Here is an 18,017-nt window from a genome sequence, read left to right on the forward strand (position 1 = left end):
GACCTACTTAGAAGTATCCAAAAATACACCAATACTAAATGATGGTGCCGCAGCGATAATACGACCACTCAAAGCCGTAGCCGCGCCAGCGCTAATTCCTATCTTGGAGGTTACGTAAATGTTGATCTCCCCGCCCAGACTAAGGTATTCAGCATTATTGCTGAAGATGCTGGTGGAGGAGACAGTTTCGGCGGTTTCACCGTTCATAAACGATTTGCTGCCTGCCAGGCGGCCGATGAGCCAGACGCGCTGGTCGGCCAGCCCGTAGCCGGCTTCGAGTCCGTATCGGAATTCGTCGCTGAACCCGTTGCTACGGTTATTTATGCCGAGGGATGCCGTAGCGTACAGGTCTTTGGTCAAACTTTTACCCGCACTTAAGGTAAGCATTTGGTTGAATTCTCCGTCTCCGGTTTGCAGGTTCATCTGCTCCCCTCCGGCGGATTCTCCCAGCGGAAGTCCGAGGGTCAGCGTTGCTGAAACAGGCAGTGTTGATCCTGGCTTGTTGAGGGCATAACGCAGGGCAATATCCGTATCCCCCAGGCCACCGATGGCTTCTCCGGGAATAATCACGTTACCCCGTGTGCCAGATAGTTGATTGTTAATCACGTTGCGACTGTAGATGGGCAGATTGATCACCCCGGTCAGTCGGTCAGTCAGGCCATACTCGGCATAAACCGAGGTGTTGTAGAGCCCTAAAGTTGCGTTCGGATCGAGTGCGCCCGTGCTGGTAAAGTGCTGGTCGAATTGGAGCCACCATTCATACAGCTTGAAGTAGCCTTTACCCTTGGGCTGGGGCCAGGGGCTGGCCGACAGCGACGCAGCGACGAACAGGCAAATGAAAAAAGGGAATAAACGCATCGGGAATATTTGAGGGAGGCGTAAAGGTAAACCGTTGGAATGGTGACCGGTGAGGAAACGTGTTTAGGGTTTGTTTGCGACAGTTTCGACGAGTTGGTAAGGATACGATTTCTTAACTGAGGCGTCGAGTAGTGGGCTAAGCCTTGCGTTACTAGCTCCATTCAGCACGGAGTAACTACCTTACACCTCCCCCAAAGTCCCTATGAAAGACTATTTCCAGCTACAAAAAGTGATCATCGAACGCTTCCTTAGGGGGTGGGGGCTGGCACCGTGGTTGGTCTACCTGCTGGTCCCGATCTTGTTCGTGGCTGGCAGCCTGCTGTTATTGGAGCGAACGGATTACGCTGCTTACCTGATCGCCGTACTGAGTCTCTCTGCCTACAACTGGTTCAGTGGCCGGAAGCGGAATGATTTCCTTCAACTGAATTTTGGCAAGCCCGTATTCCGTAAGATCCGTCTGCTGGAAAATGGCCTGGTGAGTTTGCCCTTTCTTCTGCTTTTTCTCTTCAAGGGTTTTTGGGCGCTGGCGCTGGTGCAATTATTGGTTGGAGGAGCAATGACCCTGCGCTCGGGGGGAGGATTTACCGCCGCTACCTTGCCCACGCCATTCTCAAAGCAACCCTGGGAGTTTGCCCATGGTTTTCGGCAATACTGGTGGTTGTGGTTGATTGCTTTGTTTTTACTGGTTATGGGGGTTCGGGCGGATAACTTTGAGCTGTCTGCCTTCTCCTGGTTCGTCACCGTTTTTGGAGCAACGGCCTTTTACCAAAAACCCGAACCAGGCTTTTACGTATGGGTACACGCCATGACGGGCAGGCAACTGTTGAATCGAAAACTACTTTTTGGCGGGCTTCACCTGGTTATCCTGGGTTTTCCGTTTTTCGTTGCGCTGTTGGTCTTCTTTCCTGAACAATGGTTACTGATCGTTGCCGGGCAGCTCCTGGCAATCCTGTACCTGACCATGACGATTACGGTAAAATACACGGCTTACCCCAACGAAGTGGACATTGTCAAAGCCTTCATCATGGGGGCCGGGTTCATACTTCCACCACTTTTGCTTTTTATAATTCCTTATTTCTACCAAAAGGCAGTCCGCCAGCTTGGCCTTGTCTTGAATTGAATTGATGATAATCCAACCAAGATGATCGAATTAAAAGCGCTGAAAAAAAGCTACGGTAACAACGAAGTCCTTAAGGGCATCACCGCTGATTTTGCTCCCGGTAAGGTCTATGGCATCATTGGTGAAAACGGTGCGGGCAAGACGACCTTATTTCGTTGTCTTGCGGGCCTGATCGTTCATGAGGGGACAGTAAAAGGAGCTACGCCTGATTTTCGCCACACCCTCGGATTCCTGCAAACCAACAACTATTTCTTTCCCAGAATGACCGGCCGGGAGTACCTCCGGTTGCTCTGCCAGGCCCGGCACATTTCCCCGGAGAAGCTGGACGAACGTAACGTATTTGAACTACCACTGGACGATTATGCTGAATCCTATTCGACCGGCATGCAGAAGAAGCTGGCCCTGCTCGGCGTACTTCTGCAACATAACGACGTAATTATCCTCGATGAGCCCTTCAATGGTGTCGATATTCAAAGCAATATTGTAATCACGGAGATCATCCACGAGCTAAAGCGATTAGGTAAAACCATGCTGATTTCCTCCCACATTTTTTCTACCCTGAGTGCTACTTGCGACGAGATTCATCTGCTGCGGGAGGGGCTCTTTATTCGAAGCGTTACGCCTGCGGATTACCCGGAACTGGAACGGGAGATGATTGATGTTACGGTGGGGGATCGGGTGGGGCGTTTGGGACTTGGGTAGCCGCTATTTGTAATAGCGTTCGGATGAAGTGCTCTATGAGCACAAGGGATATGGTATTCAAATGCCCTTTCGCTTACAAAGCGCTGCGTCCAGTCTTCCCCGGAGATGAAGGAGACCGGACTGGTACTCACCTTGCTCCTTAAAAGCTTCCCTGCACCTGCGGCCGCGCAAAAAAAACATGCCCCTCAACAAAACGCAACCTCCAGTCTTCAACAAGTGTTACCTTTGCACCCCTTTTGGCAATGCTGGCACTAATTGACCAACAATACCAAAAGACCAATTTTGGCCAGGCCCTTGAACCTGCGCGAAAAACAATAAGTTATGAGTAAGCACGGACGTGTTCTCGTCGCCATGAGTGGCGGCATCGATAGTACCGTTACGGCCATGATCCTGCATGAACAGGGTTACGAGGTCGTTGGTATCACCATGAAAACCTGGGATTATGCCAACAGTGGAGGCTCCAAAAAGGAGACCGGCTGTTGTAGCCTCGACTCCATCAACGACGCTCGGAAAGTGGCCGTTGACATGGGTTTTCCCCACTTCATCATAGATATTCGGGACGAATTCGGAGATCATGTGATCGACAATTTTGTTGATGAATACATGGCTGGCCGGACACCAAACCCCTGTGTACTGTGCAACACCCATATTAAGTGGAGTGCACTGCTGAAGCGGGCCGATGCGATGGATTGTGAATTTATCGCTACCGGTCATTACGCTCAGTTGAACCAAACCGACGCTGGCCGTTGGCACGTCCGCAAAAGCGCCGATGACAATAAAGACCAAAGCTACGTGCTCTGGGGGCTGAGCCAGGAATGTATGGCCCGCAGCCGCTTTCCTTTAGGGCACATGACGAAGCCGGAAGTACGGCAACTCGCCTACGATTGGGGCCACGAAGAGCTGAGCAAAAAGGCAGAAAGTTTTGAAATATGCTTCGTGCCTGACAATGATTACCGTGGCTTCCTGAAGCGGCGTTTACCCGACCTGGAGGCTAAGGTAGCGGGTGGTGATTTCGTCTCCGTTGACGGAAAGAAGTTGGGCAAGCACGCCGGATATCCTTTTTACACGATCGGACAGCGTAAAGGCCTGGGCATTGCCTTCGGCGAGCCGATGTACGTTACCAAGATCGACGCAGCTACCAACCAGGTCACTCTGGGTAGGGTAGAGGACCTTGTCCGTAACGGAATGATGGTAGGTGGCGCGACGTTGCAGAAATATGCAGAATTGCCAGCAGAAGGCATGGAGTTCACTACGAAAGTCCGGTATAAAGATTCCGGAACGCTGAGCCTCGTTGAGCAAATCTCCCCCGACCGCTTTGCCGTCGACTTTTTCGCCGATGTCCGCGGGGTAGCACCAGGCCAAAGTGCGGTCTTCTACGAAGGAGACGATGTTGTGGGTGGTGGGTTAATTCATGCCAGCCGGTAGTGCGGTAAAGCAGTGCTTTTACCTTCCTTTCTTATCGTGCTGAAGTGTCGGCATAGGTAACTCTTGGTATTTCCCGTTCTTGTTGGTCAATTTATTACCCTACTTTGGGGAAATTGAAAAGAACTGCATTGGGAACACTTACCAAATATTGGTTTCTGGAAGGCTTCAACCTGTTCAGTAAACTGGGGATGAATGCGATGATGGAACTTTGCGAAGAGCTCGTGATGCACCGCTATTCTAAAGGAGCAAGGATTAATCTGGATTCTGGCGATGAGCAGTCCGTTTACTTCCTTAAAAAGGGGAGTGTGAAGATCGTCAGTTCAGATACGGAGGTCGCTAAGTTTATCGCCCATCCGGGTAACATATTCGGAGAGCTCGGCTTATATCAGCTGCCTGGTGAGGGAGAGGAGACGGCCTATGCGCTGGAGGAAAGCGTTGTTTGCACCTTTTCTGCTAATCAAATGAATGAACTGATGGCAAAGCATCCATCTCTAAAAAACGGGGTGCTGAAAATCTATGGTTTTAGGATAAAACGCCTTGAACGGAGGTTGCAGGATCTGTTGCACAAGGACAGCGGAACCAGGATTGAGGAATTTATCCGATACTATGTCACTGCCTTTGGTGTACCCGTCAACGGCCGCCAAGAGGCCCGGAAATTACTGTCTCATAAGGATATTGCTCACCTGACCAATACTTCCCGACAAACGGTTAATAACGTTTTAACCGGACTTCGTCGGGAAGGAACCATTGACTATAACGCTAAGGTTATCTCTATCTTAAGTCCTGAAGAAAAAATCAATAGACATGAGTAGTAAGCAAGCCGATGCCGACTTGATGGCAGAACTGGGGATAGATAAAACTGCACTTAAGAAACTGAAAAAGCGGTTAAGGAAAGCGGATACTATTCCGGAAAAGGGCATTGAAACCTGGTTTCGACTGGCCTCCAAAAACCTCTATACCCGTCGGCAGATAGTGGATACGAAATCTAATATTCTGGTTACGGTAAATTCCATCATCATGTCTATTGTTCTTGGCAGTCTTTATCCTCGGTTAGCTCAGGACCCACATCTGCTTTGGGCGGTAGGGCCAATGGTACTGACGAACATTTCTTCCATGACTTTTGCCATTTTTGCTACCCGGCCCAAAATTCAACGAGGGTTGTTCTCCTCCGAAGAAATCACCTCTGGGACCGCTGGCCTGATGACTTTTGATGACTTCTATAAAATGCCACTGTCAGATTACGAAGCCGCCATCAGCCAGGTAATGGAAGACCGCGAGTTTTTGTACGGGACCATCAAAAGAGATATTCACCGCTTGGGGGTTGACCTGAGTCGGCGATACAGTATGATCAGGATATCTTATGATGTTTTCCTGTTTGGGACCATCCTTAGTGTTTTTATGTTTGGTGCCTGCCATGTTTTTTTCTAATGAGACTTCGCTTTCCCTTCTTAATGATAACCAGTTGCTATGATTTCTCACTTCCTGAAAACTTCCCTTGCACTCCTCATACTAATGTGCTTACAGGTAAGTTGCGCCAGCTACATGCCTCAGGTTGCGAAGGTGGATGCTGACTGGTCAGCTCAAGGCATCCCGGAAGGGAAAATACTGGCTTATCGTACTTATTTGGTTGGTGATGCCGGAAATGCGGCTAAAGGAGAGAACCTCCCGGTCATCACTTATTTGAAGAAAAAACTGGTGGCTGCTCCCAAAAACAGTACCGTTGTTTTCCTGGGAGATAATATCTATCCTGCAGGAATGCCGAAGGAAAAGGACGATGAGCGCGAGCTGGCGGAACATAAAATCCTATTGCAGACAAATGCGGTGAAGGAATACCCGGGCAAGGTTTTATTCATTCCGGGTAATCACGATTGGTATAAATACGGACTTGATGGCCTGCGGCGACAGCAGGAATTCATAGAGTCAGAACTAGGGAGTAAAAAAGTATGGTATCCGGAAGTAGGGTGTGGCGGTCCGAAGGTCATTGAAGCGAGCGACAATTTAGTATACATTGTCATAGATTCCCAATGGTGGTTGACCAACTGGAAAAAGTATCCGGGCATCAACCAAGGCTGCGATGCTTCAAACCGAACAGATTTTATGCGGCTTTTTAAGGATGCTGTGAAGGGTAACAAAGAGAAGAACATCGTAGTGGTCATGCACCATCCGATGGAGACTTACGGCCGGCACGGTGGTCATTTTACGGCAAAGGATTATTTGCTGCCAGTTCCTGGCCTGAGTACCTTGCTTCCTTTCCTGCGCACTAATGTTGGGAGTCTGCAGGACAATGTAAACGCCTCTTTTCAAGAACTACGTAAAGGATTGTTGGCGCACGTACGTTTGAATGGAAATGCCACCTTTGTATCCGGCCACGAACACAACCTGCAGTATATTGAAAAGGATAACCAGCGATACATCGTCAGTGGTGCTGGCTCTAAAGTCGCCCCGGCTGGCATGGGAGAGGGTAGTCGCTTTGCCTACGGCGGCCGTGGTTGGTCTGAGCTAGACCTTTATGAAGATGGCTCCATGTGGGTGTCGTTCTATACGGTGGATGAAAATGGAAAGAACGAACGACTGCTCTATCAGAAGGAGGTGCAGACTCTTTCGGCTACGGACAATTACGTAGCTCCAACTTCCTTTGATAAGTATCCGCTCACCTCCGAAACAGTAGAGTGTCAACTGGTACACGAAGACTATAACCGCAGTAAACTCGGCCTGCTGATACTGGGAGATCATTATCGTAAAAGCTTCAACGATACGATTGACCTAAACCTCCTGGATTTAGCCAGATATAAAGGTGGATTACAAACCATAAAGAAAGGAGGTGGTAATCAAACTAAATCAATTCGTTTGGAAGCAAATGATGGGAAACAATACGCCATGCGATCACTGGCTAAAGACCCCACGGCCACCTTGGGCTATGAGCTGAGCCAATCTCAGGCGATACAAAAGCTGGTCGCCGATGCCTTTACTGCAGCTCATCCCTTGTCGGCCTTGCCCGTGGCACCGCTGGCGGATGCGGCGGGAGTTAACCATACTAATCCGGAACTGTACTATGTGCCTGCCCAACCCGCACTTGGTAAATATAATGCTCAGTTCGGAGACAAAGTATATTTGGTGGAAGAACGCCCCGACGATGACCTTTGGGGAGAGCAGGAATCTTTTGACAACGCCGAAGACATCATCAGTACGTCTAAAATGTTGGCGCGCATCCGCAAATCCCACAAACATGTGCTGGACCATAAAGCCATGGCAAGGGCACGTGCTTTCGATGTCTTACTTGGCGATTGGGATCGCCACGATGATCAATGGCGATGGATTGTAGAAAAAAAGGGTGGATGGACCTATTACAGCCCCATCCCCAGAGATCGTGATCAAGCATTTTCTCACTACGACGGATTAATGCTCGGTCTGGCAAGAATGCTGGTGCCTGATACCCGCCCGTTAGCCCCATTTAAGGGCAACCCTAAGTCAGTTCATTGGAGTACGCACGGTAACCGTTTCTTCGACGCTACCTTTCTGGCGGGTATTGACCGGGATACATGGCTGCGCGAAGCGCAGCACCTGCAAGAAAACGTAACCGACGAGGTGATTGAGGCAGCCTTTAAGGAAACCTGGCCAGAGACCATTTACCGGGCTGACGCCTTACAGATAATTACCACCTTGAAGGAAAGACGGGATAATCTTGTAGAATTGATCACCGACCTGTATGAATTCAACGCCAAGGTGGTGGAAATCATTGGAACGGATAAAAAGGACCAATTCGCCATCGAGACTCGCCAAAACGGTAACGTGATGGTTCGCGTATTTGATGCGGATGGCGACGGAGACCGGGAAGGGAAAGCCCGTTATCAGCGCCTCTTCCTGGCTTCGGAGACTAAAGAAATCATACTGTATGGACTCGACAATGAGGACACTTTCGAATTTTCCGGAAACGGAAAATCGGGCATGCGTATTCGGTTGATTGGGGGGACCGGAAAAGACCAGGTAAGAAACAAAAACGACGTAGAGGGCCGTAGAAAGAAGGTCTATTATTACGACTACACAGAGGGAACCAAGAAGACAAAATTCAACGGAATAAGTGGCATAAAAGACCGGCGTTCTCCAATAGCCCGCTACAATACCTACAGCCGCCTCTCCCTCGATAAAAACTATGACTTCCTCTCCCTGGTTCCAGTGATTGGACTTAACCCGGATAATGGATTCTTACTTGGAGTAGCAGGTACACTGACGAAGTACGGATTTAAAAGGGAACCCTTTGCTTCTCAGCACACTCTGGGAGGTGTCATTGCTTTGGAAACGAATGGATTAAAGTTCGATTACAACGGTGAGTTTACTGACTTCTTCGGAGAGAGTGAATTGCTGCTGGACGGTGGCGTTTCAACTTCTCTTTATGGCGTCAACTTCTATGGATTCGGTAATGAAACCGTCAATGAAGAGGTAACGCGTGGGCTGGATTATAACCGGGTCCGGCAGCAACATATCCATTTCGCACCTATGCTGTTACGACGGCCTGACCCGGCTACCGAGTATTCTTTTGGCCCCAGGTACTCCATTATTCAAACGGCAAGAACCGAAGGACGTTTCTTAGCAGACAACTTTGAGGGGCCCGTGGAGAATGGTGTTTTCAGCAACTACACTTACCTCGGCCTGGAAGCTGGTTTTTCTTTTGATAATCGGGATTCAAAGGCGATGCCTACCCGCGGCGTTCATCTGGAATTAGCGGGAAGTTATCAGCTGTCTATAGCTGGTCCTGGCGCAAGCTTTCCCAAGTTGAGCGGAGCACTCACCATCAACCAACGGCTTGACAGGAGGGGGAATCTGGTCCTGGCCAATAGGGTAGGCTATTCAGAAACTTTTACCGTTAACCTGGCTTACTTCCAGGCCGCTACCCTGGGTGGAGTGGGTACAGACAGTAACTTCAGAGGCTTTCGCCGGGAGCGTTTTTCCGGGCAAAAGGCCTTCTTCTTGAATAATGACTTACGCTTACGCCTCTTGAGTTCTAACCGTAGGGCAGTACCGTTCTCCCTTGGCGTTTTGGCCGGTTACGATTTGGGCCGTGTCTGGATCGAAGAAGAAGACTCCAATATCTGGCATTATAGCTATGGCGGCGGTATCTTCATCAGCCCCTTTGATTTAGCCACCATCAAGATCAGTTATTTTGTTGGAGATGGGGAGATCGGTCGGATGATTATTGGGGGTGGTTTTTTCTTTTAGGACCACTTCGCTGAGCGTTAGTACACAACAATCCAGTTCTCACAGAGCACACGCTGAGGGAGGCACAAAGGGAGCCCAGAGTTAAGAGATAGGCTACTTTATGTAGTTTCTTGCCATCGCCATCACCCCTTCTTTCAGGACCAGGAGGTCAACGCCAACGGCCAATAAGGTCGCACCTGCCGCAGTGTATCGCTCCGTCATTTCAGGGGAGAAGCAGAGGATGCCGGCGGCTTTACCGGTGGATTTAATCCGGGTAAGAGCAGCCTCAATGGTCGCCACCACTTCAGGATGCCCGCCGTCTCCGTGGTACCCCATGGAGGCCGCAAGGTCTGCCGGACCGATGAACAACCCATCAACGCCGTCTACTGAGGCGATGGCTTCAATGTTCTCCAGGGCCATTACCGTTTCAATTTGCACGATTAGGCAAATCTCTCGGTTAGCGTTGCGGGTGTAGTCTTCAATATTGCCGAAGGCGGAAGCACGCGCCAGCGCCGAGGCAACGCCCCGGATGCCCTCTGGTGGATACCGCGTGGCGCTGACCAGGGCTTCCGCCTCTTTTACCGTATTCACCATCGGGACAATGAGGTTTTGCGCACCTGCGTCAAGTAGCCGTTTGATGTAAGCCGCATCATGATCAGGCGGTCGGACTACGGCGGAGACCTTTGGGTAGCCACTCAGGACGTGTAAATGATGCAGGACATCCGTTAACTCAAACGGGGCGTGTTCCGGGTCGATGACGACCCAGTCAAATCCTGCGCCAGCGCAGATCTCGACGGCGTAGGTATTTACCATGGCGTTCCAGATGCCGTGGGTAGAAGAGTGGAGGTTGGCTTTGAAGTGGTTCTTTGGTAGCTGCATCGCGCAAAGGTATATGGGCGGGGCCGCAGGTGCAAAGAAGAGCTTGAGGAGCAGAGAACATCACTACGGTCTTTGCTCCTTTTACCGATTCTTGCACCTGCGGCCCCGCCTAATAGTACCAATAGACCAATATTACTTCTCTAGCCAGGACTGATAGTACTTCCCATCATCGATCTTCACCGCTTCCTCCGTAACCTGCAGAGGAGAAAAGGTATCGACCATCACCGCTAATTCTTCGGTTTTCGTGTGGCCAATACTCCCTTCGTAAGTGCCCGGGTGCGGCCCGTGCGGAATCCCGCCCGGATGCAACGAAATGTACCCCGGACCGATGCCGGTACGACTCATAAAATCGCCATCAACGTAGTAAAGCACCTCATCAGAATCGATGTTGGAATGGTTGTAAGGCGCCGGAATGGATAGCGGGTGGTAATCGTACAAACGAGGTACGAAAGAGCAAACGACGAAGCTCTTCGTCTCAAAAGTCTGGTGTACGGGCGGCGGTTGATGTACCCGTCCGGTAATCGGCTCGAAATTGTGGATGGAAAAACCGTAGGGAAAGTTGTAGCCGTCCCAGCCAACCACGTCGAACGGATGGCTGGCGTAAACAAGGGTATGAAGCATCCCCTGTTTCTTGATCTTCATCGTGAATTCCCCGACTTCGTCGTGGGTTTCCAGGTCAGTGGGCAGTTTGTAGTCACGCTCACAGTAAGGAGAGTGTTCCAGCAGCTGACCAAAGTGATTGCGATAACGTTTCGGTGTATAAATCGGATCAGTAGATTCGGTGTAGAAAATCCGATTGTCTTCGGTATCGAATTCAATCTGGTAGATCATGCCCCGGGGAATGATCAGATAGTCGCCGTATTCAAAAGAAATGTTACCAAGAAAGGTCTTCAGCGTACCGGTGCCCCGATGGATAAAGAGCATCTCATCAGCATCAGCATTCTTGTAGAAGTAATCGGTGAGGGACTTACGTGGCGCAGCCACGCCAATCTGTACCGTAGCATTTACCAGCAGCGCCTTTCTTGCCTCCAGGAAATCATCTTCAGGCGGTGCATTAAAACCGATGAGCTTTCGGGACTTGATCGTCTTTGCTTCAGCAATCTTGGGAGAAACGTCAATAGAGGACAGAATTTCCTTTACCTGTGTGGGACGACGCAGGTGGTAAGTCAATGATGACATCCCGTCAAAGCCGATGGTACCGAACAACTGTTCGTAGTAAAGCTCTCCGTTGGGTTGGCGAAACTGGGTGTGGCGTTTTGGTGGAATTTTTCCAAGGCGATGGTAAATCGGCATGACGGTGGAGGTTAGATAGTTGTCAGAGCAACAAAGATAGGGAGGGCATTGTTTTTGGAACGGATTATATCAAACCAGCAACATACTGTAACCCGGTATCCAGCCCCAGCCCATAATCTTTCATGATCGAATCAACGGAGTTGAGGTAAGTCCCGGTGGCCAGCTGCGTCACGGGTGCCAACTGAATTATGTTCAGGTCATCGGGCGGGTTTTCGAGAAAATCGGCGCATTCGTTATAGATGGCGTGCCCCCGGTCGACAATATTACTGAGAATGGGATCAGCCCGGTAGTAGTAACTGCCGGCCAGGTCGGTCCAGGTCCTTTCAAACCGCATACTACGTGGCCAGGTGCGAAGAACCAGGATGTTCCGGGCGCCTTGTTGGTACGCCCAACGTGCGGGCAGCGGGTCGCTGCAACCACCATCCACATAGGTATTGCCCTCGAAATTATGACGCCCTTTAGTGAAAAAAGGAATGGCGGAAGAGGCGATAATGGCATCCATCCAGTTGGTACGATTGGGTTTCAGGTAGGCTGCCCGGCCCGTTAGCTCATCAGTGGCCACAAAATTTACGGGGTGCCGAAGCGAAACTTTCATGGCTTTCAGCAGATCGAAAACGATTTGTTCCCGGGCAACAGCACCGATGATGTCGATGTCCATGTATCCCTGCTCGGAAAAAATGCGGCTGAAGGCAGTGAAATTGGAATCCTGGGCCAGGTGTAGCAGGGATGCAAGGCCAAAACGATACTGCTCGCTCAGGAAATAGGATAAGGCAATTGACCCGCCTGATATGCCAAGGTAACGGTTGAATGGCCGGAAACCTGTCATCTGAAAAGCATCCAGAATACCGGTAGTGAAGGCAGATTTGAAGCCACCTCCTTCGACAATGAGTGTGGTGTTTGGTTGGTCAGGCACTAGGAAAATAGGCGAGTGAGAGAATGCTTTAATAGTTGAACGTTGTTAACGTCAACCTCATTTTATTTTTGCGGCTTATCTGCTAATTAGGGCGCGGCCGCGGGTGCAAAGATTAAGATTTAAGCGCCAGGATCGGGGCATCGGATATTATCTTAGCATTAAGGATAATTCAGGGAATAGACGCGTGGCGTATACTTTGGGCGCGGCCGCAGGTGCGATGGGAAAGTTGAAGCGCAAAGAACACACTTGCGGTCCTTGCCTTAAAACCCGTTTTCGTACCTGCGGCCGCGCCCACTTATTAAGAACATCTGAAATGTTAAGCGAATATTCTCGTAAGGCCGCCTTGGCCACTTGTACCTCTCCCTCCACTGGCAGGCTGTCGTAGAGGTCCTGCCGGATAACAGCCGTAAAAGAACAGATATTTTGAATCCTTGCTTAAATACAGGTGGGATTGCCAGAATATTGAGAAAGACTAATATCCTTGTTCTCTGCTTTCTTCTAACGCTCTTCATACCAGGGCTCCTAAGAAGCTCAGTAGAAACGTCAACATCCGGCCTGGAAATTACAAAAAAAGCCGCTGGCACAATACCAGCGGCAAAAACAATGTACTCGTGAAAGAAAGTAAAAACGACAAATGAATTAGTGGTTATCCAGGATTCCAGGACGGCAGGTTTGAAACCTGCCCTCCATGAATTCCTGATGGTTTTTCTCATTCTTTTCCGTCCCAGAAAAATGATCCACAATCAACTTGTAAAATTTCTATAGTGATCGTATTGCTCACCGGCAGACATGGACCTGCCGGATCCTCAGTAGTTAGAACCAGCGTTACGGAACCTCTGGCGGCATCTTCCGGGCTGGGGGTATAGGTCGTAGCCGTTGAGAAGAGGTTGCCATTATCAAAGTCTCCCGTACCATCACTGGTACTCCAGGTGCCGTCAAGGCTGACGGGACTGATGCTTGCTCTTTCGTTTAATGTGATTTTCTGCGTTGCACATACCGTAAACGGATTAGCCAGGTTAACTGAAACCGCACAGATTACGCCTGCATCCAGGGTCAGATCAGACTGACCGGAAGTTAACGGACCCGTTGGAGCGCTGTTGGCAACATTAGCGGTAGGGGTTGCCGGAACAGCGTCACTATCCTGCAAATCATTCCCCGAATTCGGCGTGGTGAAGTCATAGAATTCAGCATTGTCGGCAGTACTGATGTCGAAAGTGACGTAGTAATCTCCCGGAGGAAGATTATCGAAAAGGTACGCTCCCATGCCATCGGTCATTTGGGTGAAGGCATAGGCATTTCCCTCCGCATCCAGGGCAACTGGCAGGCCGGTAGAATTATCGATAATGGTAACGGTAGCGTTAACTAGTGCAACATCCCCCGGGCTTTGCAGGCCATTTCCGTCTAAGTCAACGAAAGTGGTGTCTCCTACGGATACCGGAGCGAAAAAGCCGAAGTCAATGGTCATATTACCATTTGAATCAGACGCATCGTCCTGATCTGCACCTGGGTTTCCAGAGGTTTCTGTAGGCTCCATTCCCGGGGCCAGATTAAAGATTGGGCTTAGTGTCGCTGTACCGGAGCCGGTTTGTGCTCCGTCATCTGAAAGGTCAAGATCATTAGTTGTGTTCTGTCCAGTGGAGGAGATGGGGTTCGCCACGTCCGGCATCGGGATGCCAACCTGGTAGTTGCCGGGAGGGAGGTTGTCAAAGAAATAGTTGCCGTTGCCATCAGTTGTCATCATGGCGTACGGCGTAGTCTCCAATCCGTCAATGACTCCGTCATTGTTCGCATCAAAGTAGAGCTCTACCAGGACGCTCGGAATACCCGTTTCCAGGGGGTTGATCAGGTCCTGAACGCCGTTATTGTCCGAGTCGACGAAGACGGTGGAGCCTACCGACATGCAATTACCCATTTCAAAAACTACCGGGCAGCAGGAGCCGGTGCTACACCCGCCTCCGCTGTCGGCGGTATAAGTATAACTTCCGGGCAAAAGAACGTCATAGGTAGGACCGTTGCCAACGATAAGGCCATCGCGGTACCAGATCACGTTCATGGCCGCAGCGGGGGCGGTGAGCGTAACGGATTCCCCAGGGCACAGCGGTTGCGCCGTTGGGAACTCCTGGACGGTGACGGTGAACATCACCATGCTATCACACCCGGATAAAGCGTTGGTGGCCGTCACGGTAATGAGGTGTTCACCGGCGGCGAGGTCGGCGGCCATCGGCGTGGTAATCGCGTTGGCACCTTCGGCAAAGGCGAGCGTAGCCCCATCGGGGTTTTGCACCAGTGCTACCAGGTCTGCGGTTGCTCCGCTGCCCGGCATGGATTCACAGACGGTTAGCGCATTGGCGCTGATGTCGGGCCGGTCAACGATCGTAATTTCTATTTCCTGGATCGGTCGACAAGTCGGACCCGGGTCTGGAGCCAGCGTGGCGTAGACGTAATACGTTCCTGGTGCCCAGCTGCCGCTGTTTGCCGCAAGTGTTGCGGTAAACGGATCGTCAACGCCGATTGGGGTAACGGTGTCCAGGTTCATGCCACCGGCATAGATTGTCGCCAGCTCCATCGCAGTTTCACTGCCATTGGTAGCCGTTTGGTCTGTCGAAAACCGGACGAAGCGGATGCTATTCGGTGCGTTTTGGTTGGTCACCACGGTCATGTCATCACCTGCATCCCCTTCACAAATGGTCTGTGCCGCAGAAGGGCTGGTAATTGTCGGGCAGGCCCAGAATCCGGCATCGGTACGGGGATTGGATACACCCGCAATTCCGGTGGTGATGCTAACTGATGGATAATTGACCCCAGCTACCGGCATTAGCGTGGCGTCACTGTCGTTTTGGTCCGGACTGGTTCCGTTACCCGTGTTAGCCTGGGTTAGGAAGTAGTTTTGTCCGCCTACGACTAATTCATTGTTAGCGAATTGGGGGGTAGTTCCGTCATAACCGAAAACGACCACATAATCGGTCAGGGGCATAATACTGTCGGTGCCGCTGGTGGATTCCCAGTTTTCTCCCGGGGTGCCGATTCCCGTGAAATAATACTCGCCTGCGGCATCAGTGGTCGTGTTGGCCAGGTAGGTCAGGGTACCATTTACGTTCGCGTAAAGTGCCACGGTAACGCCCTCGATCGGATCTTCCAGTGGGTCGGCTACGCCGTCGCGGTCAATGTCGTTCCAGACATAGTTGCCAATTTGTTGGGGAGCAGGATTACACAGTAGCTCTACATCGCCCAGGCCTACGGCCTTCGCAAAACTGCCGGTGGTATTCTCGTCGTAGAGGTCGATACCAAAAGAAAAAGAACCATCGGTGTTATTCAGCCACTGCAGGCCACCGGCATTCGCAGTAGTTCTGCTGGCGTCCAGTGCGGTATGAATTATTTCGTTCGCGCTACGATAAATACTGATTCCACCAAAGGAGGATTCCAGGTGTCCGGCACCGCTGTAATTTTCACCGAAGTAAAACTCCCGGCCTCCGGGCCCGGCCGGCGAGGCGGTGCTACCACTGTTGGTTACACCGGTGACGGAGTTGGTCACCTGACCATCATTTTCAATGGTCCAGGAATTAGCACCGGTTTTGCCGGCCCTCATCAGGTCTCCGGCGGAGACCAGCGTTACCAGCTCCGTACCTCCCGGTCCGTAGGGAGCTTCGGGGCGATAGTTTGCGAATCCAATCTGCAAGCCACCCCGATCAAGCATCCCGAGAATCATATCCCCATTATCCTCAAATTCAATATCCGAGATGATCGGCTGTGGCATCGGGGTTCCACCGTCACCTTCAGAAAGAGACTGCAGATTCCGTAGATTGTTTTGGTAGGAATCCGACCAGGGAATCCAGTTCGCGGGATCATTCAGAGTGGCTTCTTCCCGGGAAAAATTCAAAGAAAAGGATAATACAGGGCCGGACCAGGAGGTTGTGGCCGGATCGTAAACCATTACGTTAGCCTGCAGATCCTGGTCTCTTCCGCTTTCTTCGGCGGAGCAGACCACACCCACGTAGATTTTATCGCCCGTACCGTCATTGTGTACCTTCAGTCCCCAGGGGCGCTGGGTGGCGGTGGGTGGGTCGTTGGCATCCGTCACCTGGGTGACCCGAATGGCGTTGATAATAGCGGCAGTGCCTAGGTTGCTTGTAAATGTAATATTCAGTATCCCATCCGCTACGGTGGTCGTAAAGTTTTGCTCTTCGGCAACTAAGGCCATCGCGGGCTTGTAGGCATCAAGTACCTTCACATCTTCCAGGGTAACATCCATTTCGGTGATGGCAAGGTTGCCGGCGGCCAAATGAAAGCCCAGATCTACCTCGTAAAAGCCATTGGGTACGGGTATCCGGTAGTGCAACAGCCTTTGGCTGGTGTTACTGAAAACAAAATTTCCGTTGCGAAGGGCTTCATTTGAGAAGGTGGTGGAATTAATCATTACCGGGGCTTCACTCACGTCTCCCGAAAAGCCGAAGCGATGAAAAGGATATTCACTTCCCGTAGGCGTAAACGGGGCTCCATAAGACAGGGCCAAAATCGGGTCAGTACCGAAGCGGCCTACATCCGGCAAATAGCCCGTCGCGGCATTTGTGGCGGTAGATGATCCACAGTCGATCAACTGATCGGTGATCGTTGGTACGGTAACGGGGCAGGCCAGTGAAGGAATCGGTGGAGCGGCCACCGCACTATTGGAGGCCGGTGCGGTGGAACTCAGAGAGTAGAGCCCGCCGTCGTTTAGGTTGACCACCCATAGCGTGCTTTCGTCGGTAGAGATGTCTAAGTCGCCAAGCCCTGCTTTTCCGGCAAGGTAGAAGGCTTCCGTGTCGTAGCTTGGAGCATCAGGTGTCGTTAATCCGCGGTCGGCATTACTTCCGATTGCACCTGCGGCCGCGCCAAAATCATACAGAAGATTGCTAGTACCCGCCTGAATATCCGTCCGGTAAATGGCACCGATACCACCAGGCCCCAGCCCGGTATGGCGCTTGATTACTGCCGCGGAGAACAGTTCCCGGGAAGCTCTTTTGTAGGCCAGGCCCCAGGTAGAGCCAATTTCGTTTTCTACGGCATACTCCCGAATGTCTCCGATCTGGTTGTAAGGAGCTCCTACGAGTACATCTCCAGTACCGGAATTATCGCCGCCTACGTAACAAGCGGTGACCACGTAAGGGTTGTCTTCACAATAGTCCGTCGGGTCGTTAACGCCGAAGTTAACATCACAAGCCGCCGCTTCCACAAATTGAACTTCCTGACTCTGGAAAGTCTGCGCGTAAGGCGCCGGTAAACTTGAAAATTCAACACGATAGCTGTTTGGGAAATTCAGGGTCGTGAAAACATAGTAACCGAAATTGTCGCTTGTCGTGGACTCTACGGCTCCGTCATCGTCATAGGCCGTTACCACCACACCGGCTACGCCGGAGGTTTCTTCAGCATCAAGGAGTCCATCATTATTGAAGTCGCGCCAGACACGACCGCCCGTTTCTCCAGCGGAGCAAAGTGGTGCCTGGGCACTCATCGATAATCCACATGATAGTAAGAGTAAGGTAATTACGGCTCGTAATTCTTTTTGAAAACCCTCCGCTATGTACTGCTTTACTAAAGCCTGTATGGATGAAATGATAAAATAACGCTTATTCATCGGTCTTTTTTTCACTGTATTCT

At 51.0% G+C, this 18,017-nt stretch carries 12 protein-coding genes; 6 read left to right on the forward strand and 6 right to left on the reverse strand.

Annotated elements, in window-relative coordinates:
- Nucleotides 1–3: 3 nt before the first annotated feature.
- Nucleotides 4–858 carry a hypothetical protein gene (locus B036_RS0111585; protein WP_020568887.1) on the reverse strand — a complete coding sequence of 285 codons (855 nt, stop codon included), beginning with the start codon at nucleotides 856–858 and terminating at the stop codon, nucleotides 4–6.
- Nucleotides 859–1,060: 202 nt separating this feature from the next.
- On the opposite strand from B036_RS0111585, the gene B036_RS0111590 reads away from it, so the two are divergent.
- The 6 genes from B036_RS0111590 to B036_RS0111615 all read left to right on the forward strand — a co-directional run bounded on the left by B036_RS0111590 (nucleotide 1,061) and on the right by B036_RS0111615 (nucleotide 9,319).
- A complete protein-coding gene (locus B036_RS0111590; RefSeq protein WP_020568888.1) occupies nucleotides 1,061–1,978 on the forward strand; it encodes a hypothetical protein in 918 nt (305 codons plus the stop codon).
- A gap of 21 nt (nucleotides 1,979–1,999) precedes the next feature.
- Complete coding sequence (locus tag B036_RS0111595) at nucleotides 2,000–2,680, forward strand: ABC transporter ATP-binding protein (protein ID WP_020568889.1); 681 nt, start codon at nucleotides 2,000–2,002, stop codon at nucleotides 2,678–2,680.
- Between the two features lie 321 nt (nucleotides 2,681–3,001).
- The gene (gene mnmA, locus B036_RS0111600) at nucleotides 3,002–4,105 is read left to right on the forward strand and encodes a tRNA 2-thiouridine(34) synthase MnmA (RefSeq protein ID WP_020568890.1); all 1,104 of its coding nucleotides are present in this window, start codon (nucleotides 3,002–3,004) and stop codon (nucleotides 4,103–4,105) included.
- Nucleotides 4,106–4,218: 113 nt separating this feature from the next.
- Nucleotides 4,219–4,917: a Crp/Fnr family transcriptional regulator gene (locus B036_RS32000; RefSeq protein ID WP_245557463.1), complete on the forward strand. Its 699-nt coding sequence runs from the start codon at nucleotides 4,219–4,221 to the stop codon at nucleotides 4,915–4,917.
- On the forward strand, nucleotides 4,910–5,533 hold the full coding sequence (locus tag B036_RS29055) for a Pycsar system effector family protein (RefSeq protein WP_020568892.1): 624 nt from the start codon (nucleotides 4,910–4,912) through the stop codon (nucleotides 5,531–5,533). The genes B036_RS32000 and B036_RS29055 overlap by 8 nt, the downstream gene beginning before the upstream one ends.
- 39 nt (nucleotides 5,534–5,572) lie before the next feature.
- Complete coding sequence (locus B036_RS0111615) at nucleotides 5,573–9,319, forward strand: metallophosphoesterase (protein WP_020568893.1); 3,747 nt, start codon at nucleotides 5,573–5,575, stop codon at nucleotides 9,317–9,319.
- Between the two features lie 93 nt (nucleotides 9,320–9,412).
- Here B036_RS0111615 and B036_RS0111620 read toward each other — a convergent pair whose 3' ends face one another.
- The 5 genes from B036_RS0111620 to B036_RS0111640 form a co-directional block, all read right to left on the reverse strand.
- Entirely contained in the window at nucleotides 9,413–10,177 is a 765-nt protein-coding gene (locus B036_RS0111620) for an HpcH/HpaI aldolase family protein (RefSeq protein WP_020568894.1), read from the reverse strand.
- A 132-nt stretch (nucleotides 10,178–10,309) separates the two neighbouring features.
- On the reverse strand, nucleotides 10,310–11,470 hold the full coding sequence (locus tag B036_RS0111625; protein WP_020568895.1) for a homogentisate 1,2-dioxygenase: 1,161 nt from the start codon (nucleotides 11,468–11,470) through the stop codon (nucleotides 10,310–10,312).
- A 64-nt stretch (nucleotides 11,471–11,534) separates the two neighbouring features.
- Nucleotides 11,535–12,383, reverse strand: coding sequence for a patatin-like phospholipase family protein (locus tag B036_RS0111630; RefSeq protein WP_020568896.1), 849 nt, complete (start codon nucleotides 12,381–12,383; stop codon nucleotides 11,535–11,537).
- Between the two features lie 260 nt (nucleotides 12,384–12,643).
- Entirely contained in the window at nucleotides 12,644–13,096 is a 453-nt protein-coding gene (locus B036_RS0111635; protein ID WP_020568897.1) for a hypothetical protein, read from the reverse strand.
- Entirely contained in the window at nucleotides 13,093–17,994 is a 4,902-nt protein-coding gene (locus B036_RS0111640; protein WP_169435058.1) for an SdrD B-like domain-containing protein, read from the reverse strand. Before B036_RS0111640 ends, B036_RS0111635 begins: the two co-directional genes overlap by 4 nt.
- Between the last annotated feature and the right edge of the window lie 23 nt (nucleotides 17,995–18,017).

Origin of the sequence: Neolewinella persica DSM 23188, assembly GCF_000373105.1 — a bacterium.
GTDB classification, from domain to species: Bacteria; Bacteroidota; Bacteroidia; order Chitinophagales; family Saprospiraceae; genus Neolewinella; species Neolewinella persica.